The sequence below is a fragment of the Desulfovibrio sp. genome, assembly GCF_009712225.1.
Lineage (GTDB): Bacteria > Desulfobacterota > Desulfovibrionia > Desulfovibrionales > Desulfovibrionaceae > Desulfovibrio.
This window is the reverse complement of record NZ_WASP01000006.1, coordinates 760,503-780,672: the sequence shown is the minus strand read 5'-3', so window position 1 is coordinate 780,672 and position 20,170 is coordinate 760,503. Positions and strand designations below refer to the sequence as shown.

General features: G+C 60.4%; 18 protein-coding genes. All 18 read right to left on the bottom strand.

Annotated features, from left to right (window positions below; all coding sequences use genetic code 11):
* Window positions 1–121: 121 nt before the first annotated feature.
* A complete protein-coding gene (locus F8N36_RS08775; protein ID WP_291332421.1) occupies window positions 122–718 on the bottom strand; it encodes a GDSL-type esterase/lipase family protein in 597 nt (198 codons plus the stop codon).
* A 96-nt stretch (window positions 719–814) separates the two neighbouring features.
* Window positions 815–1,903, bottom strand: a complete 1,089-nt coding sequence (locus tag F8N36_RS08770) for a radical SAM protein (RefSeq protein ID WP_291332420.1) — start codon at window positions 1,901–1,903, stop codon at window positions 815–817.
* A gap of 73 nt (window positions 1,904–1,976) precedes the next feature.
* Window positions 1,977–3,014, bottom strand: a complete 1,038-nt coding sequence (locus F8N36_RS08765; RefSeq protein WP_291332419.1) for a hypothetical protein — start codon at window positions 3,012–3,014, stop codon at window positions 1,977–1,979.
* Window positions 3,001–4,071 (bottom strand): NAD(P)/FAD-dependent oxidoreductase, encoded by a 1,071-nt coding sequence (locus F8N36_RS08760; RefSeq protein ID WP_291332418.1) that lies wholly within the window; start codon window positions 4,069–4,071, stop codon window positions 3,001–3,003. Before F8N36_RS08760 ends, F8N36_RS08765 begins: the two co-directional genes overlap by 14 nt.
* Before the next feature lie 4 nt (window positions 4,072–4,075).
* Entirely contained in the window at window positions 4,076–5,656 is a 1,581-nt protein-coding gene (locus F8N36_RS08755) for a DUF116 domain-containing protein (protein ID WP_291332417.1), read from the bottom strand.
* A gap of 129 nt (window positions 5,657–5,785) precedes the next feature.
* A complete protein-coding gene (locus F8N36_RS08750) occupies window positions 5,786–7,057 on the bottom strand; it encodes a (Fe-S)-binding protein (RefSeq protein WP_291332416.1) in 1,272 nt (423 codons plus the stop codon).
* Between the two features lie 3 nt (window positions 7,058–7,060).
* Entirely contained in the window at window positions 7,061–7,486 is a 426-nt protein-coding gene (locus tag F8N36_RS08745) for a glycine cleavage system H protein (RefSeq protein WP_291332415.1), read from the bottom strand.
* A 30-nt stretch (window positions 7,487–7,516) separates the two neighbouring features.
* Entirely contained in the window at window positions 7,517–9,556 is a 2,040-nt protein-coding gene (locus F8N36_RS08740) for a respiratory nitrate reductase subunit gamma (protein ID WP_291332414.1), read from the bottom strand.
* A gap of 10 nt (window positions 9,557–9,566) precedes the next feature.
* A complete protein-coding gene (gene lipA / locus F8N36_RS08735; protein ID WP_291332413.1) occupies window positions 9,567–11,156 on the bottom strand; it encodes a lipoyl synthase in 1,590 nt (529 codons plus the stop codon).
* A 98-nt stretch (window positions 11,157–11,254) separates the two neighbouring features.
* Window positions 11,255–12,619 (bottom strand): dihydrolipoyl dehydrogenase, encoded by a 1,365-nt coding sequence (lpdA, locus tag F8N36_RS08730; protein ID WP_291332412.1) that lies wholly within the window; start codon window positions 12,617–12,619, stop codon window positions 11,255–11,257.
* A gap of 67 nt (window positions 12,620–12,686) precedes the next feature.
* On the bottom strand, window positions 12,687–14,054 hold the full coding sequence (locus F8N36_RS08725) for a dihydrolipoamide acetyltransferase family protein (RefSeq protein ID WP_291332411.1): 1,368 nt from the start codon (window positions 14,052–14,054) through the stop codon (window positions 12,687–12,689).
* Between the two features lie 70 nt (window positions 14,055–14,124).
* Window positions 14,125–14,904: an acetoin reductase gene (locus tag F8N36_RS08720; protein WP_291332410.1), complete on the bottom strand. Its 780-nt coding sequence runs from the start codon at window positions 14,902–14,904 to the stop codon at window positions 14,125–14,127.
* 89 nt (window positions 14,905–14,993) lie between these two features.
* A complete protein-coding gene (locus tag F8N36_RS08715; protein ID WP_291332409.1) occupies window positions 14,994–15,308 on the bottom strand; it encodes a DUF6506 family protein in 315 nt (104 codons plus the stop codon).
* 45 nt (window positions 15,309–15,353) lie between these two features.
* The gene (locus F8N36_RS08710) at window positions 15,354–16,367 is read right to left on the bottom strand and encodes an NAD(+)/NADH kinase (protein WP_291332408.1); all 1,014 of its coding nucleotides are present in this window, start codon (window positions 16,365–16,367) and stop codon (window positions 15,354–15,356) included.
* Window positions 16,368–16,493: 126 nt separating this feature from the next.
* Window positions 16,494–17,465, bottom strand: coding sequence for an alpha-ketoacid dehydrogenase subunit beta (locus tag F8N36_RS08705; protein ID WP_291332407.1), 972 nt, complete (start codon window positions 17,463–17,465; stop codon window positions 16,494–16,496).
* Window positions 17,466–17,521: 56 nt separating this feature from the next.
* Window positions 17,522–18,484: a thiamine pyrophosphate-dependent dehydrogenase E1 component subunit alpha gene (locus F8N36_RS08700; RefSeq protein ID WP_291332406.1), complete on the bottom strand. Its 963-nt coding sequence runs from the start codon at window positions 18,482–18,484 to the stop codon at window positions 17,522–17,524.
* A gap of 10 nt (window positions 18,485–18,494) precedes the next feature.
* Window positions 18,495–18,881: a Lin0512 family protein gene (locus tag F8N36_RS08695; protein ID WP_291332405.1), complete on the bottom strand. Its 387-nt coding sequence runs from the start codon at window positions 18,879–18,881 to the stop codon at window positions 18,495–18,497.
* 16 nt (window positions 18,882–18,897) lie between these two features.
* Entirely contained in the window at window positions 18,898–20,133 is a 1,236-nt protein-coding gene (locus F8N36_RS08690) for a dihydrolipoamide acetyltransferase family protein (RefSeq protein ID WP_291332404.1), read from the bottom strand.
* Between the last annotated feature and the right edge of the window lie 37 nt (window positions 20,134–20,170).

Genomic DNA, 20,170 nt, shown 5'->3' with positions numbered 1-20,170 from the left:
CGTCAGTGATAACCAGAATCCTCTTACGCTGTTTTTTGAGGGGCAGCTGGTTAAGGTAAGTCGGCGTGGCAGCATGGGCACACAGATACCTTTGTGTGCTTAGCCTGAAGCTAGTCTGTAATTAGCCAAGTATGCGGGCCGCCTGCTGCGCCATCAGTTCGTGGCCCGCTTCGCTTGGGTGCAGACCGTCCGTGTAGAGTGCGGACATCCTATCAGAGGCATTGCCATCCGTTGGGCCTGCCTGACTGGGCAAACCCGCAAAAGCCTGCGAAAAATCCACGTACTGCAGGGAAAAATCCTGGGCGAGTACACGTATCCACGCGTGCAGCTTGCCATATTCTGCACAGGCGCGCGGGAGGTCAACGCTGTTCAGCAGGGGAAAGGTTATGGGCGCATGCACGGGAATGGGCACTCCCAACACCGGGCGCACCCGTGTGCTGAAGCTGTGCTGCACCAGCGCAAAAATATTGGCCTTGACGGTTCCAAGCCCTGCTCCCAACGCCAGATCGTTGAACCCGCCCATGATCAGAACCGCGTCAGCACCCGCCTGCACCACGTCAATATTAAAGCGGGCCAGCATGCCGCCGGTAGTGTCGCCATTGATGCCGCAGTTGCGCACGTCAATGTCCGTGCGTTGCGCCAGCAGGGTAGTCCATACCCTGGGCCGTGGAATGCCGTAGCCGTAAGTGAGGCTGTCGCCCAGACAAGCAATAATCATGTTTGCAGCGTATTCCCTTGAGTATGATAGGGCAATGTTTGCGACAGGTGGCCCACGCCAGCAGGGGCGTTCTGGAGCGGACCACCAGCGCCTGCATCAGGCAGGCAAGCCCATCTGTAGGCGGATGTGGCGTACATCTGCCTCTTCTGGCTTGAAGGGGTAGTTGCGTATTCCCGGCCCGGGACGGGAGTTGGCGTAGGGGCGGTTGCAGGCCACCTCTCCATCTCGCCCGGTGCAGCCGCAGGTGCGGAACGGCTCGCCCGTGTCAATGACTGCATCCAGATCGCCCTTGGAGAGGCCGTATCCCGTGAGGGCGCGACGGTCGCTATAGGTGAATAACCGTTCGTGGGCGTGGTCGTTGTCGATGAGCCAGCGCGCCAGCTGAATGCGGCGGTACTGGTCAATGGGCGGCGGCAGGCGGTGCACCAGAGGCGACCCCCCTTCGGGAAAAAACGAAAACAGATGCGTGTTGCCGCCCATGTCGTGCACTCGCTGCATGGCGCGGCACATGTCCTGCTCGGTTTCGCCCATGCCCACCATAAAGTGCGCCCCGGCCATTCCTTTGCCAAATATGTCCAGACTTTCGCCAAGGCACTGCCAGTAGCGCTTCCACGAGTGCGGGCCGCCGACACCTGAACCGCGATAGTGGTCAAACAGCTCGGGTGTGGCAAGGTCAATGGCTACGCCGATCTTGTCCGCTCCGGCTTCGTGCAGTTCTTCAAGGTTTCTGTGGGTAAGGATGGTGGGTGAAACCAGCATTGAAACGGGGATGTCGATGGTTTGCCGCAATCGGCGGCATATCTCGGCTGCGTCACGCGGGGCGCGGCTGTTGGTGAGCATGGAAATGCAGATGCGCTTTACGCGCTCCTGACGCCGCACAATGCCCGCCACAATTTCATCAACTGCGAACGCGGGCCATGTCACGCGAATAAAGCTTTTGCTCGAGCTTTCCTTCTTTTCTTTGGCACCCGAAAGGCCGCAGTAGGCGCACTTGGCCGCACAGCCCGAGCGGTAGGTCAGCAGCAGATTAATGCACGAAAGGCAGGCGTTGCGGTAGAAGGATCCCGGGGCGAAGTCGAGCGTCATGGCTGCGGCAAGGCTCATGCGCGCAACCTTGGGGCTTTGGGGCTGGGTTTGCTGCCAGCAGGGCGGGCATTGGTTCTCAAGTTGGGTGGCTTGGCTCATATGTTGTCTCCAGCAAAAGTTATTGCGGCAAGTGTTGTTGCAAGTAACACTCATGCAGGCCTGGCGGCGGTGGCTACCAGCCCTTTGTTCCTTCGCCCAGCAGCACCGAGCAGCATGTTTTGCGAAATTCTGCCTGTAATCCCATGCGGGCCGCCAGTGCGGCGGCCTCGTGCGAGGGCAGGGCCATCCGGTTGATGCCTGCCCGTAGCGAAAGAACTTCCAGCGCACTTGCGTCCTGCCTCGGGCGGGCGCAGCCAAGGCTTATCTGGCTTTGCGGCATAAGCTCGCGCGCGCGGATCACAAGCCCGCACACGCCGCGCGGGTCTGGCTGGCGCACGTTTTCCATGACTGTTCCGGCAAGATTCATATAGGCCACGATCACCAGCAGCTCGGGCGGGTGGCGCGCCAGAATTTCCAGCGCGTGGTTTTCGCCCGCAAACCGCCCAAAATGCAGCCCTGCCACAATATGTGGAACCACGGGCAGCTCTGCCGCAGCCAGAGCTTCAAGGCTTTGTTCCAGCAGTTGGGGGCCGTCCGGCAGATGATAAACGCTGGCATAGGTCTTTTCGCTGCCAATAACGTCAAGCAGGGCTTGATCCACGCCAGCCCGACGCAGGGCCAGAGCCGCGCGATCGTCCACCATGCCGCAGTGTACGGAAATGTAGAGCCCGGTTTCCTGCTTTATGGCCGCAATGGTGTCGGTAAAATCCTGCCACGGCACTTGCCCGCGACCGTTGCAGCCGCCGGAAAGTAACACCCCCTGCGCACCCTGCGCCACAAGATCGCGGCATTTTTGCAGCAGCCGCTGGGGGGAGCTGACGTCAGGCATATTGAGCAGCAGCTTGCCGCCGCAGTGGGCGCATTGCTGGCGGCAGTCGGCCCCGGTGATGGAAAGTGCCGGGTACTGGCCCTGAACGCCGTCACGCACGTACATGCCGGGCAGAAAGAACAGTATTTTTTTGCCGTGGATTTTCCACGAAAGTTCACGCGCTTCATTAAGCCGCGCACTATCCCACCGCAGTTCAGGGGGGATATCTGCCGACCACGATGAATAGTAGCCGCCGTATGTTCCAGTGGCGGAATTTCCGCAGGATTCTTCAGCTTGCAGCATAGTATTCCCTGAATCCTATCCAGAATCTGTTGATGGCTTTGTCGAGCGAGCCTGTGTGCGCCTCCCATAAAAGGCGACGCTGGTGCGCATGCGACAAGGCGTCACCGTAAAAATCGGCCCATTCTTCCTCGTAGCCTAGCAGAAGGGCCAGATCCCCTTCCAGAACTGCCTTGGCGGCCCAGCGGCCAGCCATTTCGCCGCCCACCACAGCCTGAAAAATGCCGGCCCCTGTGATGGGATGGGTGTGCCCTGCGGCATCGCCTGCAAGCACAGTATCGCCGTACACGCAAGGGCGGGGCGATCCTGCGGGTATCCAGCCGCCTGTGAGGCCCAGCGGTCTGTCGGCCACAAGGCCAAGCCCGGCCATGCCGCGCACAAAGCGCCGCAACGCCCAGCGCAGGCCCGGAGTGCCTGGGGGGGACAGCATGCCAAGGCCGACGTTTGCCACATTGCCCTTGGGGAAAACCCAGGCATAGCCAGCGTGGATACTTTCATCAAAATAGATATGGGTGTGTTCCAGTGGTTCCAGCAGGGGCAGGCGCACTTGAATGGACGGCAGGCAGTGCGGGCGGGGCAGCCCCAGCCAGCGCGCTACGCGCGAAACAGGGCCATCGGCCCCGATAACCACCTTGGCCGACACGCCCACAGTGGCGCTGTTCGGCGCGGACAGCAGCACTTTGCCGCCCGCGCCGCCTTCGCGGCCAACAGCGCCGTGGCCGGGAAGAATCCTTGCGCCGCTGCTCACGGCGGCGCGGGCCAGAGCCTGATCAAACATTTCCCTGTCAATCACGCAGCCGGGGGCGCTCATATCCTGTATGCAGCGGCCATGCAGAAAACTGCGCATGCCTGTTGTGCGCTGCACGATATATTCGTCCCCCACATTGGCCTGACCAACCAGCATGGCCGGGATGTATTCCGCGCAGCGCACGGGCCTGCCCACTATGCGCCGCCGCTCGGCAACAATTACGGAAGCCCCGGCCAGAGCAGCCGCCCGCGCGGCGCTTGACCCGGCGGGGCCGCCGCCAACCACAAGAACATCGCAGTTGAGTACGCGCATGGGTCTACCTCCCGTCATAACCTTGCGCCTGCTGCGCCACGCGCAAAATGGAGTGCAGCAGGGGCATGTTCAGTCTTGTCTGGCTGCGGAACTGCCCCTGATGGGCGGCTTCACTTTGGTCCAACTCGTAGCAGGTGGTATCTTCTATATCGATGAGAATTCCGGGCAGGCCCATGCGGTCGAAATCTTCCGCATGCTTGATGTAGAAGGGCTGGCAGCAGCAGCCGATAAAGGCGGGAACGCCTTGCCCCTTGAGCTTGCCCAGTTCTTCCATAAGATGCTCAAAGTTGGTTATGCAGACCGTGCGCAGTTTGCGCTCATGCCCTAGAGTCCAGGCTTCACCCACGGAACATTCGCCGCAGGCGCGGCAGGCCCTGGTAAAGCGGAGGTCACAGTCCTTGAGTTTGGCGCAGTAGGGCAGCAGCAGGGCTTGCGGCCCGGCGGCCAGCACCTGATCAAAATTGCCGTTGGTGGTGAAGATGCGGTTGCAGTGCTCAATGGGTATGCCGTGGCGGGCAATGGCGGCTTTTTCCATGGCCATGCGCAAGGGAATGCAGATGTCTTCCGCATTCATGTCGGGTATGGCTATGTGTCCCTCGTTGAAAAAGTCATGGACGATGCCGCAGAGATGTTCTTCATTCAGGGGCTGGCCGCGCAGGGCAGCCTCAAGGTCAAAGAGGGCGCGCGCGGGAAAAGACAGGAAATCTCCGGTAATAAACACGTTTTTAAGCATTCGGCGCGTCATGTTGAGCTGCATGGTCACGCGCACGAGACCATAGGGTGATTTGCGCGCGCCTTGCACCACCTCTGTTTTTTCATAGGTGGGGCGCACCATGTCTATCCATTCCTGCGACTGAAAATAGGGCAGCCGTTCGGCCAGCAGGTCTTCTTCCTCGGCGGTCAGGCCGCCGGGCACAAGGTTTATGCCCATGTGCCGCTCAAAGGCATCAGCAAGGGCAGCCTTGATATCGGCGCTGGCGGGTACGCGCCCGAGCTCCCACGCCAGGCAGGTCACACGCTTTTTGACGGAATCAATTTCCTTGGCTTTCAGCTTTTCCACTGGCACGCGCAGGCATTTGAGCATGGTTTCCACGTCAAAATCCACCAGCAGCGTACCCTGGAACAGAAAGGCCGCATCGCAGTCCGTGCCGCCAGTGCCTGATATTTTGCGGCCTGCCACTTCTATGTCGTTGCGGGGGCGAAACGCCGCGTCAATGTCCATGCCGCGCAGGGCCGTGACGGTAGGCTCGCACAGGCGGCGGAACAGGTTGGCATTGGGAATACCCACGCCAAAAAAGGCTTTGTCGCAGATGAGTTCCCAGCCAATCTGGTTTTCATCAAACAGCAGGCCGCCCCCGCCCGTGATACGGCGGTTGATGTCGATTCCCTGCTCGCGGCAGTAGGAAAGGCGTATTTCTTCCTGAATGGATTGATGAAAACCCACCAGTACTGTTGCGGGCTTGAACTGCAAAAAACGCAATGTGTCCTGTGAGCGGCCACTACCGCGAATTTCAAGCAGCACCTCGTCAAGAGCCATGTTTTCCGCCGCCGTAAGCGGCGGCAAATCGAGCAATCGCCACTGCATGTGCGCCTCCTGATGGGGTGTCTGCGCCTCTTGCGGTCCGGGTTGCCCTTTCCGCGTCTACACCCAGTTTGTGCTGCGTTTTGTTATTCCTGCACTGCCCGGCGAGTATGTCGCTGTGTCGTCAGCGCACTATGCCTGCGCTGACGTTCCCGCATGAACTGCTTGTGCCGCGCTGTCGGCTTTGGCTTTTGCTTCACTGGCGTGCGCCTGGAGCGAGCGTGCCACAAGCTGGCTCATGTCCAGCACTTCTATGTTTACCTTGTTGCGTTTGGCATAGGTGGTCATGGTGCGCACGCACTGCTGGCAGTTGGTAACAATGGCCTGCGCTCCGGTGCGCACGGCTTCTTCAACCTTGCGCCTGGACATGGCCGCCGAAAGATCGGGGTCGATCATTTCCAGGTTTCCGCCGCCACCGCAGCACAGGCAGTGCCTCCGGTTATGCTCCATTTCCACAACCTTGAGGCCGGGAATACGCGCCATGACCTCGCGCGGCTCGTCAAACACGCGCCCGCCGCGCCCCAGATCGCAGGGGTCGTGGTAGGTCACTGTCATGAGCAGCTCGCCAAGGGGCAGCCTGTTTTCAAGCACAAGCTGCATGACCATTTCAGAGGCATGCGCCAGCTCAAATTCCGGCGGGTAGGATTCACGCCAGATCTGGTAGCAGGAGGGGCAGGTAAACACGACCTTGCGTGCGCCCCGCGCCTTTACCGCCTCTACGTTATGCCTGATGATGGCGGGCAGGTCGGCACTCTGGCCCGAGCCCACAAGGGGAAAGCCACAGCACCATTCATCGCCAGCCATGATGGTAAAATCCACGCCTGCGGCTTCCAGAATTTCCACAAAGGCCATGGGGATTTTTTGTGCCAGCGGAAAATACGCGCCCACGCAGCCCGTAAAATAGACCACTTCGGCCTTGGCTTTCTGGCCGCCTCCCTTGGGGGGCTTGCGCATGTCGTCTACCCAGTCGCCACGTTCGTCATTGTCTTCGGCAAAGACGTTGTGGCTGTCTTCAAGGTTGGTGCGGATCATGCGGATTTTTTCCGGGGCATCGCCCGTGCGCGAAAGTTCTTCGCGCAGAGCGAGCCACAGATCCTTGAGGGGCAGGCCAGCTGGGCATACCTCTTCGCAATCACCGCAGAGCGAACAGCGGAACACCGAAGTGCCGTATTCCTTGAGGCGCTCCGGCGTGGCCACAGGTTCGCGCCCCAGCACCTCGCCAAGAGCCCGCCAGAAGAAATTACGGTCACGCAAGAGCTTTTTCAGGTTGTCCATGCGCACCTGAGCCGAAAGATCCGCATCGCCCGATGCCGCCACCGCCGGGCACACGGTCAGGCACTGCCCGCATTCGGTGCAGGCGTCGAGCGCCATGCGCTGTCGTATGCTGAATGCTGTGTGACGCATGATTTAATCCTTTTTGAACTTCTTGATGTCCTCTTGCAGCCAGGCTTCAAGAACATCCTTGCCGCCGTGAATGAGGGTATTGATCTGGCTCATGTCGGCGGGTTTGATCCTGTACATCCAGCCCTTGCCGTAGCAGTCGGTGTTGATGAGGGTGGGGTTGGCCTCCAGCTCTTCGTTTACTGCTGTGATTTCGCCATCGGCCGGGCTGTAGACGGTGCCAAGCCACTTGCCCGATTCCACCTTGGCGAACTTTTTACCTGCGGTGACGGCCTTGCCCACAAAGGGCAGCTGCACAAACACAATCTGGCCCGCCAGCTTTTCGGCAAAGTCGTCCATGCCGATGACCAGTTCATCGCCGTCAACGCGGGTCCAGAAGTGGTATTGGTCGTAGTACAGTTCCTCGGGCATGTTGTATCCGGCAATTTCCATGACTATCTCCTTAATGTAATGGGTTAGGCCTTAGTGGCGGCCTCGAATGGTCTGAACAAGAAGGAACAGGGGAACCGTGAACATGTGCCGCAACTGGCTGAAGGGCATGTAAGCCACTGTCAGCGCGGTCAGCACCGCATGGGCGTACCAGCCCCAGCCGTAGACGCGCGCCAGCGTCGCCTGCCCAAGCGGAGCAAATCCAAGCGCCAGAATATAACCGGCAAAGGCATAGCCGCTGCCCTCGGGCATGCCCGTGAGGGTGATGCGCATGCCTTCAAGCACAAAGCCTGTCAGCGTGATGCCCAGCAGCAGATACAGCGCAAGCCAGTCGTGGCGCGGCGCGTTCGCGGCAGCATTTTTTTCACGCCGCCACAGCACGGCGGCCAGCAGCAGGCCCAGCAGCAGGGCAAGCCCGCTCAGATCAAAGAGGAACGCACCAGCACCCCAGTTTTTGTCCAGCAGCAGCCAGGGCCATTCTTGCGCCGGCGACAGGAGCGAACCTGTCAGACCCAGCAGACCCCAGACAAAGCGGAACAGGAAGGGGAAGAATATGAGCGCATGCACGGCCCAGCGCAGAGGGGATTCCCTGTAGAGCCGCCGTTGCAAGAATACGTCGCAGCACAGCGCAGTCCAGCGGTTTTCCGCGTCTGCGTGCTGGTGCGGCGCGGGGCAGCCGTGGCTTTGGCCCGTTGCGGCATCAGCAGTCTGAGGTTTTTGCGGCGAACCATGACCCAGATTGGCGCTGGAGAGCCAGAACAGCCCAAGGCCAGCAAAGACCAGCACAAATACGCCAAGACCGATCTGGCCGGGGGTGTCCTGCACACTGAACGTGGCAGCGTGGCACCCCATGCAGAGCACGCTCTTGGGCGGCAGTACGGCGTTGGCAGCGCCAACCTTGCCGTTGCCCGCAAAGCCGCTTGTGGAGCCGCCAGAATCTGCGCTCCCCGTCACGGTTGAGACAGGGGCGGCGCTGTGGCAGCGCACGCAGGAGGCTGTGCCGCTGGCAAGCTTCATGGAGTGCACGTTAAGCGGCCCAGGATTGACGGTAAAATCAACCTTGCCTTCCTTGAGCACCGGGGTGACGTCGGAAAGATGGCACGCTCCGCAGCTCACATTACTGTGGGCATCATAAATGATTTTTTCGTCATGCCTTGTATGGCAAGTGAGGCAATTGACGCGCTCCTGCCTGTTATGGGGGTAGCGTGCCGCATCCTCGTGGCAGGTGAGGCAGTTCATGTCGCCGTGGGTCATGGATTTCATTCCCTCGGCGGAGATTCTGGGCATGGCCGCAGCAGGCGCGGCAGAGCTTGATTCAGGCCCGTGACATGAGAGGCACATTGTTGGCCCCTGCGGTTCCTTGCCTTTGTTGAAGGACACAGACGTTGTTGTGGAGCCGCCCTGAGGCCTGTCAGCGGAGACGGTCACGCCAGCGGCCAGGCCATCAGAGGCTCCACCAACCGGAAGCATGCCCTTGCCGGTTTTGAGCCCGTGGCAGGAAAGACAGGCGGCCACATCGGGCGCTGGCTTGGGCAAATCAGTCTGAGCCTTGTGGCACACGCCGCAGGATTGACTCATGTCTCCCACAGGGCGCAGGCCCTTGGCTCTGGCTTCTGGCGCAAGAACATAGTGCGGGTTGTGACAGGTAACGCACTTGTTATAGTCCTGCGTTTTCATTGCCGGTTTGCCGCCGTGCGTGCCTTTTGCCAGATTGTCTTCAACTTCGCCGTGGCATTGCAGGCAGGTTTCCCGATCAAATGCCGTGCTGGCGGGCTTGTTGAGCTTGTCTGCCTGTGGGTGCTGGTGGTCGGCCTGCTCGGCGTGGCAGTCGGCGCACGACATGTTGGCATGGGCCGAGGCGTGGAAGCCGGTTTCATCAATAAACCACGTTCTGTCTGGTCTGGGGGCGGAATTCTGCTGGCTGGCGGCAGCATGGGCGGGCAGTACAGCCGCCAACAGCACGAAACAGGCCGCTATCATGCAGGCCGCAACAGCATGGGCCGTCAGCGTACGGGCCGCCGGAAACATCGGGGTGGCACTGGTCGTGCCACATTTGCGCATCCTCAGCTTCATACGTTTCTCCTCAGCACGCTTCGCAAGTATGGGCAGCCAGCGGGGCCGCGTCTGTCAGATCGGTCAGCATTGCCTCTGCGCGGTACGAACTGCGCACCAGCGGGGCGGAAGCCACGCCCATAAAGCCCATGGCAAGAGCTGTTGCCTTCCAGTGGTCAAATTCGTCAGGGGCCAGATGCCGCGCCACAGGCACGTGCGCGCCAGAGGGCGCAAGATATTGCCCCAGGGTCAGAAAACGGCAGCCGTGGGCCAACAGGTCGGTCAGGGCGAGGCGAATCTCACTCCATGTTTCGCCAAGGCCCAGCATGATGCCCGATTTTACCCGCAGGCCCTGACTGGCCGCGTAGCGCAGAACCTCCAGCGAGGTTTGATAGCTGGCCCCCGGGCGCACCTGGGCAAAGAGCCTCCGCACGGTTTCAAGATTATGGTTGAACATGTCGGGGCGGGCGGCGCACACAGACCCAAGAGCTTTGTGGTTGCCCTGAAAATCCGGCACCAGCACTTCAATGCTGGTTTGCGGGCTTGTGTGGCGTATGGCCTTGATAGTGCGCACAAAATGATCCGCGCCACCATCCGGCAGGTCGTCCCGCGTGACGGAAGTTATGACCGCATGTTGCAGGCCCAGCCTGTGCACGGCCTGCGCGACGTTGTCCGGCTCGGATGGATCGAGAGGCGCGGGATTTCCCTTGGCAACGGCGCAGTAGCGGCAACCTCGGGTGCATCTGTCGCCCATGATGATGAAAGTTGAGGTGCCGCGTGAATAGCATTCGCCCTTGTTGGGGCACTGGGCCTCCTGACACACGCTGTGCAGGTTGAGGTTGGCCAGCATGTTTTCCACCGGGCGTATCCCTGCATCGGGGCGCAGGGTAACGGTCAGCCAGCCCGGTCGGCTTGCAGCCAGGCCTGAGCGGGGCGCAAAGCCGAATTCGCTGGCAAAGGCCTGGACAAACCGGCGCGAAACCTCGGTAAAATCAACCTGACTTCCAAGCTCGGCTGCCATAGAGGTAATGCGTTCCGTAGGATTGCCGCAGGGGGTGATGAGACGGAACCAGTCCACATCGGTATTCACGTTCAGGGCCATGCCGTGAAAGGTCACCCACTTGCGCACGGCCACGCCCACGCTGGCAATTTTGCCGCCGTTAACCCACACGCCGGGGCCGTGAACACCCAGTTGTGGCTCAAGCCCGAAGGAGCGCACCACCGAGGCGATGGCGGCCAGCAGTTTTTTCATATACAGGTGCAGGTCTTTTTGCCGCAGGCGGATAACGGGATAGGCCACAAGCTGGCCGGGGCCGTGAAAGGTCGCCATGCCGCCGCGTTCCACCCAGTAGAGGCCCACACCCTGACGCTGCAACTGTTCTTCGGCCACATGCAGATGGGCCGTTGTGCCGCCGCGTCCCATGGTAATGACGGGGTCATGCTCAAGCAGCAGGAGGGTGTCTTCCACGGCGTCACTGACGCGCGACTCCACGCGGCGTTTCTGAAAGTTCAGGGCTTCGCCGTATTCGATGCGCCCAAGATTCAGCACCTCCAGCGGAACAAGCTGGCCGGGCGCGGAACTGGTATCGGTATCTTGCTGGCAAACGGGTAAGGCGGACATGGCTGCTTCCTTGTAATGCGGGACAGATTCGTCGTGTTTGCGACGGGGGGCCGGGGAGGTCTGTGACCAACGGCACCCCCGTCGTATCCATCAGTGCTTTAACCCCGCTTGGGCAGGTACAGGGCCCACCCGGCGGCATCACGTGCGGCGTCGACGACGGTTTCGCAAAAGGCCGGATGAACGCGGAAGCCCTTGGCGAACTCGCGTACAGTGCATTCAAGCTGCATGGCCAGCACAGCCTCGCCGATCAGCTCGGAAGCATTGCTGCCCACAATGTGCACGCCCAGTATTTCGCCAGTTTCAGCATCGGCAACCATTTTTACTGCTCCGTCCACTTCGCCGCGCAGCATGGCATAGCCGTTGATGGAATACGGAAAACCGCCAACTTCAACCTCGTAGCCCTTGCGCTCGGCCTGTTCTTCGGAAAGACCAACGGAACCCATTTCCGGGCTGCCCCAGATGGCGCGTGAAACCAGGTGGCAGGGGAACTTTGCGGATACGCCCATGCTGTTTTCCGCCGCGCAAATGCCCATGGCAGAGGCCGCATGGCTGAGCATCCAGCCGCCCGTGCAGTCGCCAATGGCAAAAATGCTCGGACAGGCGGTGCGGCACTGCTGGTCAACGGCTATGCCGCCGTCTTCATTGAATTTAACCCCCAGAGCTTCCAGGCCCAGCTTGGAGGCAACAGGTTTGCGGCCAGATACCAGCACCCTGTCGGCCTCAATGGTCTGTTCCTTGTCGCCGCTTTTGAGGGTGCAGGTTTTGCCAGCAAGCTTGACAAGCGTGTGGCGCGCAATGATCTGCACGCCGCGCTCGCGCAAGGACTGGGACATGCGCTGGCTGGAATCCTGATCTTCATCGGGCAGAATGCGCGGGCCGGGCACGGCATAGATAACCTTGCTGCCAAGGATGCTCAGCAGGGTAGCCATCTCAACGCCGATATAGCTGGGGTCGGTAATAAGCACCGAGGCCGGGGCTTCCGTCATGTCCAGCAATTGGTCTGTGGTAAAGGCGGCCTGATCCAGACCGGGAACTTCAGACTTTGCAAGGGTGCTGCCCGTGGCGATGATGATGCTTTTGGCCTCAACCTTTTTGCCCGCCACATCCACAGAGGTGGGCGAGGTCACAACAGCCATGCCGGGGATAACATCCACCCCGTTGTTGGCGAGCAGGGCTTCCATACCCATGCGGATATCGTTGGAAACACCCTGCTTGCGGGCAAGAACAGCGGTAAAATCCAGCTTGCCCACGGTGAGTTCCAGACCGAATTCGCCAGCCTTGCGCGACTGCTCCAGCAGGGTGGCTGCGCGCAGCCATATTTTGCTGGGAATGCAGCCGCGCATAACGCAGGTGCCACCCATGTTGCCGCCTTCCACCAAGGCCACCTTGCCCTTAAGCTGCGAAGCGCGAATGGCCGCAGCATAACCGCCGGGGCCGCCACCTATGACAACTACATCGTACATTGTGTTCTCCTGATCTGTGCTGGTTGCAGTATGGGCGCGGCATTGCCGCAGCCTTGCCGGGAATGCCCTAAAAAAGCAGCAGGGCCGGTTCCGCCAGATATTCCACAAGCGTTTTCAAAAATTCTGCGGCGGGCGCGCCGTCTTCAACGCGGTGGTCAAAGGTGAGGCTTAAACCCATCATGGAGCGGGCCACCACAGCCCCGTCGCGGATAACGGGCTTTTCCACCACACGCCCCACGCCCAGAATTCCTGTTTCGCCGGGTTTGAGAATGGGCGTGAAGAAATCCACCACAGAGTGCGCCATGTTGGTGATAGTAAAGGTGCCGCCGCTCATGTCATCGGGCGTCAGTTCTCCCTTGCGGGCGTGTCCGGCCAGCAGGCGTGCTTCTTTGGCTATTTCAAGCAGGGGCAACCTGTCCGCATGGTGCAGCACGGGCACCATGAGGCCTTCGGGCAGAGCCACCGCCACGCCCATATGCACCTCGGCATGGCGGGTGATGGTTTGGCCGTCAAAGGTGGCGTTCATGCGGGGGTGCTTTTTCAGAGCCCTGGCGACTGCCAGAATGAGCACATCGTTCATGGAAAGGCGAAAGTCTTTGTTCTTTTTATTGCGTGCTTTGAAATCGTTGATGATGTTCACGCAGGAGGTTACGTCCGCCTCGCTCACAAGTGTGAGCTGGGCAGAGTTTTGCAGGCTGCCCAGCATGTTGTCGGCAATGATCTTGCGCATGCCTTCCATGGGCACAGAACTGGGTTCGCTGGCGCAGGAAGACTGAGCCGCACCTTGGTCAGCAGCTTGAGTCACAGCAGCGAATTTTTCGGGATGCAGGGCGCGGTCCACGTCTTCGCGCACGATCTTGCCGCCCTCGCCAGTGCCAGTGAGCGTGGAAATGTCCAGCCCGGCCTTGGCAACCACAACGGCGGCAAGGGGCGTGATCTTGATTTTGCCGATAATTTCGTGTCGGGCCTGCACATCGCGCTCTATGATGCGGCCATCGGGGCCGGAGCCAGCGACGCCGCCAAGGTCAACGCCAAGTTCACGCGCCAGCCGCCGTGCGGCGGGAGACGTTATCCCACCAGTGCTAGAGGGTTGCACGGCGGCTGGCACGTTGGTTTTTTGGGGTTTGGACGCGCCCGCTTCCGCAACGGCAGAAGCAGGGGAGTCTGACGCGCCTTCAACCCGGGTGATTGTTTCCCCTGGTTCGGCCAGAATGCCCAGCACCGCACCCACAGGCACTTCCTGCTTGGGCTGCACCATAATCTGGAAGAGCACGCCGTTGGCGGGGCTTTCCACTTTATTGGTGATCTTGTCGGTTTCCACTTCAAACAGATCGTCGCCCTGCTTGACTGCGGCGCCTTCGGCCACAAACCATTTGGAAACCTTGCCGGTCTTCATGGTCAGACCAAGTTTCGGCATGGCAAGTTCTATGCTCACTGCTGTTCTCCTGAAATGTTGTGTGTTGGGGCGGAAGGCTGCCTTTTTGCCGTCAGCCGGGCCGATGCCGTCAGCGGTAAACCATGCCGCCGTCGATAAGTACGGCCTGTCCGGTCATGTAGTCAGAGTCCGGTCCGGCCAGATAGGAAACAAAGGCGGCAACGTCTTCCGGTGTTTCCGGGCGGCCAAGGGCGATGCCTTCGCAATACTTTTTGTAGGTTTCGCCCTTGGGGGCGCCTGTGATTTTTGAAAATCCCTCATCTATGGCTACCCACATGTCGGTGCCAACCACGCCGGGGCAGTATGCGTTTACGGTGATGCCGTTTGAGGCAAGCTCCCGCGCCGCCGCCTGGGTGAGGCCGCGCACGGCAAACTTGGTGGCACTGTATGCGCCTATAAGGGCAAAGCCGTCGTGCCCGGCAATGGAAGAAGCACTGATGATCTTGCCCTTCTGTTTGCGGGCCATGAATTTGGTGGCTGCTGCCTGAATGCCCCAGAGCACGCCGTTGACGTTGATTCTGAAGATACGTTCAAGTTCTTCTGGCGTGACGTCCAGCAGAGCCCTGACCTGAGCAATGCCCGCGTTGTTGATCATGACGTCGAACCCGCCCAATTCCTTTTCCGCGTGGTCCACGGCGGCAAAAACCTGTGCGCGGTCGCTTACGTCGGCAATAAAGGTGGTGGCCTTACGGCCAAGGGCGCGCACTTCTTTCGCTGTGGCGGCCAGTTTGTCCGCATTCGTGTCCACAAGGCAGATATCTGCGCCGTCCTTGGCCAGGCGCAGGGCTATGCCGCGTCCTATACCCTGAGCGGAGCCGGTAACCAGAACAACTTTTCCGTTAATAGTCATGATCGTATCCTCCGTGTTGCCGCCTGCCTGGGGCTAGTCAGACAGGCCGTTGACAGAAGCACCTTGCGGGCCACAAACAGGTTATTGCGTCAGGCAAAAATGCCGTCGCCGCTGGAATTGCCGAGGCCGGGGTGAATGTCGAAGCGCACAACGCCCACGGGGACCTTGACGGCCTTGGCAACCATGGCCGCACCTTCGTGGCCAAAGCCGCCGCACAGTTCGATGGCAACGCAACCGTCTTCATCCACGGCCTTCTGCGTTGCTTCAACGGCCTCCCTGTAGGATGTCACGCCCACGGTCAGCAGTTCCACTCCGGGGGTGCGCGTCCAACTGCGGTGCTCGGCCTTGACGCCGTTGCCTTCGCCACGGGGACTCAGAAAAATAAATGCAGCCTTGAGTTTCATGTACAAACTCCTGGTTTTGGGGTGAGGCTTGCTGCCGGTCTGGGGCTAATTGGCGTAACAGACCTGTGCGCCACGCAAAAACAGCCCTCTCTGTCGGGCGTATTCCATGACGCGGGCCACATCCACCACGCGCATGGTGTCTTCTGACAACCGTATGCTGGCGCACTGCCCGCGCCGAACCTCCACCTCGCGCTCGCCGTCCAGTGCCAGCACGCAGGGCGTAAGCCCCACCGGCACATCGTCGCCCGGCAAAAGCTGACGCACGCGGGAAACACCCACGTCAGCAAACAGGCCGGGACCGATGGCGGCGCGCACACGGCAGGCAAAGTCGGGATCAAGATCAAGGGCCAGACCACGCGGTTCTTCGGGGGAGATGCTCAAGAGCTGTCCGGCCACGGTTGAAAGACCGATACTGTCGGGCCGACAGCGGGAAACAACTATCTGGCTGACTCTGGTGATCTCCCAGATGGCGCGCGAGCCGAGAAAAAGGTCGTCGTATACCGCCACATCCACCAGGGCGATGTCCCTGAACTGGCCGTCCATATGCACTTCCAGCAGGCTGACCTCGCGGCAGCCCTCGTCTTGCGTTACGCCGCCGCAGGCCAGCACGCCTGCGGCAAGGCCGGCCACTGTCGCCTCGGCCATGACAGGAAAGACATTGTTGGTGCCTGTGGAGAGCGGAAGGATGGGCGTTTTGCGCGCGCCCTTGCAGGCGGCGCGGCTTGTGCCGTCGCCGCCCATGACGATGATGACCGCAACCCCCTGCTGCTGCATGAGGGAGGCGGCATTGATGGTGTCCTCCTGCGTGTTGTGCAGGTAAATATCCACCGGAGCCACGTTCACAGGCGTTTCCAAAGCTTCCAGATCGCTCAGGGCGCGCGGCACGATGCCGTAGCCCTCGGGCATATACAGAACATCACGTACCCCGGCAGCGGCCAGACCAACCAGAATACGGCGCACCATGCGCACCTTCTCCTGATTGTCAAAAACACTGCCGTGCGCGACGATGCGGCGTATGTCCTTGCCTGATGCCGGATTGGCGATAATGGCTGCTTTCACGTTGACTCCGGTGGATGTAGTGCGCAGGCATGGCCTGCTGCATTGCGTGCAATGGCTGCTGCAATCGTGTGCCTCCGCTATGGGGCAGGCATTGTGCCTGTGCCTGCCCCTTGAACGCGGCTGCGCTTATCGCAACGACTTGACCGCGGCGACGATCTGATCAGCACCGGGAATGTACGCCTTTTCCAGCGGCGGGCTGAAAGGAACGGGACAGTAGGGAGCGCCCACGCGCACGATGGGCGCGTCCAGATAGTCCAGGGCTTCCTCGGCCACCATGGCGGCGATTTCCGCGCCGGCTCCGGCGGTTTTGACGGCTTCGTGCGCAACCACAAGAGCGTGGGTTTTCTTGACGGAATTGAGGATGATGTCCTTGTCGAGCGGCACCAGACAGCGGGGGTCTACCACTTCGGCGCTGATGCCCTGCGCGGCCAGGGTTTCTGCAGCCTGAAGGGCGGAGTGAACCATGAGGGAGGTGGCTACAATGGTCACGTCCGTGCCTTCGCACTTTATTTCGCCCTTGCCGAGCTCAATGGGGGTGGCCTCGTCACCCACTTCGCCTTCTACACCGTACAGAATCTTGTGCTCGAGAAAGACCACGGGATTGTCGTCGCGAATGGCGCTGATGAGCAGGCCCTTGGCATCTGCCGGGGTGGAGGGAATGCACACCTTGATGCCGGGAATGTGCATGAACCATGCTTCGAGGCTCTGGGAGTGCTGGGCTGCGGCACCCACACCAGCGCCCTGGGGCATGCGTAGTACCATGGGTACCTTGGCCTTGCCGCCAAACATGTAGTGCATCTTGGCGGCCTGGTTGAAGAGCTGGTCAAAGGCAACGCCGATAAAGTCCACAAACATGAGTTCGGCCACGGGGCGCAGGCCAGCTGCGGCGGCACCGGCGGCAGCGCCCACAATGGCACTTTCCGTAATGGGGGTGTCGCGCACTCGGCGTTCGCCAAACTGGTCAAAGAGGCCTTGGGTAACGCCAAAGCAGCCGCCGAACTTGCCCACGTCTTCACCGATGATGAACACGTTTTCGTCCCGCTCCATCTCCTGGCGCATGGCATCGTTAAGCGCCTGCAGGTAGGTTTTGATCGCCATATTTTTCTCCATTCTGAAAAATCTGAAGGTGGTTTCCGCAGTTTCAGGCAAACGCTTTAGGCGTACACGTCTTCAAGCAGGTCTTCCGGCTTGGGGAAGGGGCTGTCTTCCGCAAACTTTACAGCAGCTTCAATTTCAGCGGCTACTGATGCAGTGATGCCGTCCAGCTCTGTCTGCGTGGCGGTGCCGGTTTCCACCAGTTTTTTGGCAAAACGCGGAATGGGGTCCTTGGCCTTCCATTCTTCCAGTTCCTTTTCGCTGCGGTACACGCAGGCATCGCCCTCGAAGTGGCCGCGCCAGCGGTAGGTTTTGCATTCGATGAGCGAAGGGCCCTGGCCCTTGCGCGCGCGTTCCACGGCCATGGTCACGGCTTCGTACACGGCGAGCACATCGTTGCCGTCAATGACCACGCCGGGCATGTCGTATCCGGCTGCGCGGTCGGCAATGTCGGTGATGGCCATAGATTTGCTCTGCGGGCAGGAGATGCCGTAGCCATTGTTTTCATTGATAAAGATTACGGGGAGCTTCCATGCGCTGGCCATGTTCAGCGATTCCTGCGTGGTGCCCTGATTTGACGCGCCATCGCCAAAAAAGCAGGCGCATACGCCCCTGGTGTCCTTGTACTGGCAGCTGAAGGCCGCGCCCACGGCCAGGGGCCCGCCACCGCCAACAATACCGTTGGCCCCAAGAATGCCGATATTGAAGTCGGCAATGTGCATGGAGCCGCCTTTACCCTTGCAGTAGCCGGTGGAGCGGCCATAGATTTCGGCCATCATGAGCTTGAGGTCGCCGCCCTTGGCCAGGCAGTGCCCGTGGCCGCGGTGGGTACTGGTGATCATGTCCGTCTGCTTCAGCGCGGCGCACGCGCCTGTGGCAACGGCTTCTTCACCAAGGTAGAGGTGAACGAATCCGGGTATTTTGCCAGCTGCAAAGAACTTTTGCAGCTCGCTTTCAAAAAGGCGGATCTTGGTCATGGTGCTGAACATTTCCAGCAAAACCTTTTTGTCGGGATGTTTCATGGTACTCTCCTCAGTTTGCTGATTGTGATGCCGACTCAGTCATATCTACCAACACAGTCAGGGCCGCGCAGGCCAGCACAATGTCGCTGCAACCGGGGCTGAAGCAGGCAACCTCGAGGCCCGGAGTGCGTAAACCGCCTTCAACGACCTCAATGCTCTTTTCGCCGATAGGTATGGCCGCGAGCACGGCTTCCTTGTCCACCAGATCGGGTTCCGGTACGGCAATGCGCGCGTGCACATGCACACCCTGGAAAGAACCGCGCCCAAGTATCTCCACCAACCCGCACAGGCAACTGCGCGAAATGGCGTCTTTTACCGCGCGGCATGCGGCCTTGGTCATGTTTGCACCGTGCAGATCGGCCCCGGTGCCCAGTTCAACCACATAACGTTGCAGCATGGCGTTCCTCCGCTGGCTAGCCCAGCATTCGCACTGGCTGTTCGAGCATGTCCGCAAGGGTGCGCAGGAAGCTCATGGCCGGGCCGCCATCGGTGACCATGTGGTTGAAGGTGAGGGAAAGAGCCATCATCTTGCGCACGCATACTTGCCCCTCAAAAACGCCTGGCTTTTCCACCACGCGGCCAATGCCAAGAATACCGGTTTCCGGCGGGTTGAGGATGGGGGTAAAGCCATCCACGCCAAGCATGCTCACGTTGGAAATGGTAAAGGTTCCGCCAGAAATCTCGTCCATGGAAAGACCGCCCTTGCGGGCGCGGCTTGCAGCGTCGCGTACCTTGCCCTTGAGTTCTTCGAGGCTGTATGTGTCCGCATTTTTGACGTTGGGAACAATGAGCCCCGTATCGAGCGAAACGGCTACGCCAAGGTTCACATGCCTGTGCATGTGAATGCCATCGGCCTGCAGGGTGGTGTTCATGACCGGGTGCTGCCTGAGTGCGCGGCACACGGCAAAGGCAATGATGTCGTTGAATGAAAGGCGGTATTCTGGGTCTTTTTTGTTGCGGGCCAGCATGGTTTCGCGCAGGGCCACCGTTTCAGTAACGTCAGCTTCCACAAAAACAGTCAGCTGCGCCGCATTTTGCAGGCTGGCCTGCATGTTGTCGGCTATAAGCTTGCGCAGGCCGTCCATGGGGACGACTTCGTCCGCGTCTTCAGCGGGCGCTGCGCACTGTTGGCCAGGGGCGGCGGTGGCAGGAGCAGGGGTTTTGGCCACCGCTTCGTGGGCTGCGCGAACGTCCTTCTCCGTAATAATGCCGTCGCGGCCTGTGCCAGTTACCGTTGCCAGATCAACGCCAAGCTCTTTGGCGGCCTTGCGGGCTGCGGGCATGGCGCGAACTTCTCCTTGCGCCGTATTGCGCTGCGCCGCCCCCTGCCCGTTGGCATCGGAAGCGGCAGGAGTGGCCGGCCTGTTTGCCATGTCAGCGCCTTGCGCGACCGGGGCCACCACAGCCTCGCCCGATTCACCGATGATGCCGATTACCTGCATGACCGGAACAACCTCGCCCTGCGGGCTGACAATCTGCAAAAGCACGCCGCCCGCCGGAGACTCGACCACGTTGGTGATCTTGTCGGTTTCCACTTCCAGCAGGGGTTGCCCCACTGCAACCGCACCGCCTTCGGCCACCAGCCAGCGCGCAATCTTACCTGTTTTCATGGTGAGGCCCCATTTGGGCATCTGCACTTCGTAGGCCATCCGCTACCTCCTTGCGCCAGAGTGGCGCACGCGTTTG

Excerpts from the sequence above, each read along its gene's own strand:
- F8N36_RS08775 (WP_291332421.1), bottom strand. The coding sequence starts at position 718 with ATGATTATTGCTTGTCTGGGCGACAGCCTCACTTACGGCTACGGCATT.
- F8N36_RS08770 (WP_291332420.1), bottom strand. The coding sequence starts at position 1,903 with ATGAGCCAAGCCACCCAACTTGAGAACCAATGCCCGCCCTGCTGGCAG.
- F8N36_RS08765 (WP_291332419.1), bottom strand. The coding sequence starts at position 3,014 with ATGCTGCAAGCTGAAGAATCCTGCGGAAATTCCGCCACTGGAACATAC.
- F8N36_RS08760 (WP_291332418.1), bottom strand. The coding sequence starts at position 4,071 with ATGCGCGTACTCAACTGCGATGTTCTTGTGGTTGGCGGCGGCCCCGCC.
- F8N36_RS08755 (WP_291332417.1), bottom strand. The coding sequence starts at position 5,656 with ATGCAGTGGCGATTGCTCGATTTGCCGCCGCTTACGGCGGCGGAAAAC.
- F8N36_RS08750 (WP_291332416.1), bottom strand. The coding sequence starts at position 7,057 with ATGCGTCACACAGCATTCAGCATACGACAGCGCATGGCGCTCGACGCC.
- F8N36_RS08745 (WP_291332415.1), bottom strand. The coding sequence starts at position 7,486 with ATGGAAATTGCCGGATACAACATGCCCGAGGAACTGTACTACGACCAA.
- F8N36_RS08740 (WP_291332414.1), bottom strand. The coding sequence starts at position 9,556 with ATGAAGCTGAGGATGCGCAAATGTGGCACGACCAGTGCCACCCCGATG.
- lipA (WP_291332413.1), bottom strand. The coding sequence starts at position 11,156 with ATGTCCGCCTTACCCGTTTGCCAGCAAGATACCGATACCAGTTCCGCG.
- lpdA (WP_291332412.1), bottom strand. The coding sequence starts at position 12,619 with ATGTACGATGTAGTTGTCATAGGTGGCGGCCCCGGCGGTTATGCTGCG.
- F8N36_RS08720 (WP_291332410.1), bottom strand. The coding sequence starts at position 14,904 with ATGACTATTAACGGAAAAGTTGTTCTGGTTACCGGCTCCGCTCAGGGT.
- F8N36_RS08715 (WP_291332409.1), bottom strand. The coding sequence starts at position 15,308 with ATGAAACTCAAGGCTGCATTTATTTTTCTGAGTCCCCGTGGCGAAGGC.
- F8N36_RS08705 (WP_291332407.1), bottom strand. The coding sequence starts at position 17,465 with ATGGCGATCAAAACCTACCTGCAGGCGCTTAACGATGCCATGCGCCAG.
- F8N36_RS08700 (WP_291332406.1), bottom strand. The coding sequence starts at position 18,484 with ATGAAACATCCCGACAAAAAGGTTTTGCTGGAAATGTTCAGCACCATG.
- F8N36_RS08695 (WP_291332405.1), bottom strand. The coding sequence starts at position 18,881 with ATGCTGCAACGTTATGTGGTTGAACTGGGCACCGGGGCCGATCTGCAC.
- F8N36_RS08690 (WP_291332404.1), bottom strand. The coding sequence starts at position 20,133 with ATGGCCTACGAAGTGCAGATGCCCAAATGGGGCCTCACCATGAAAACA.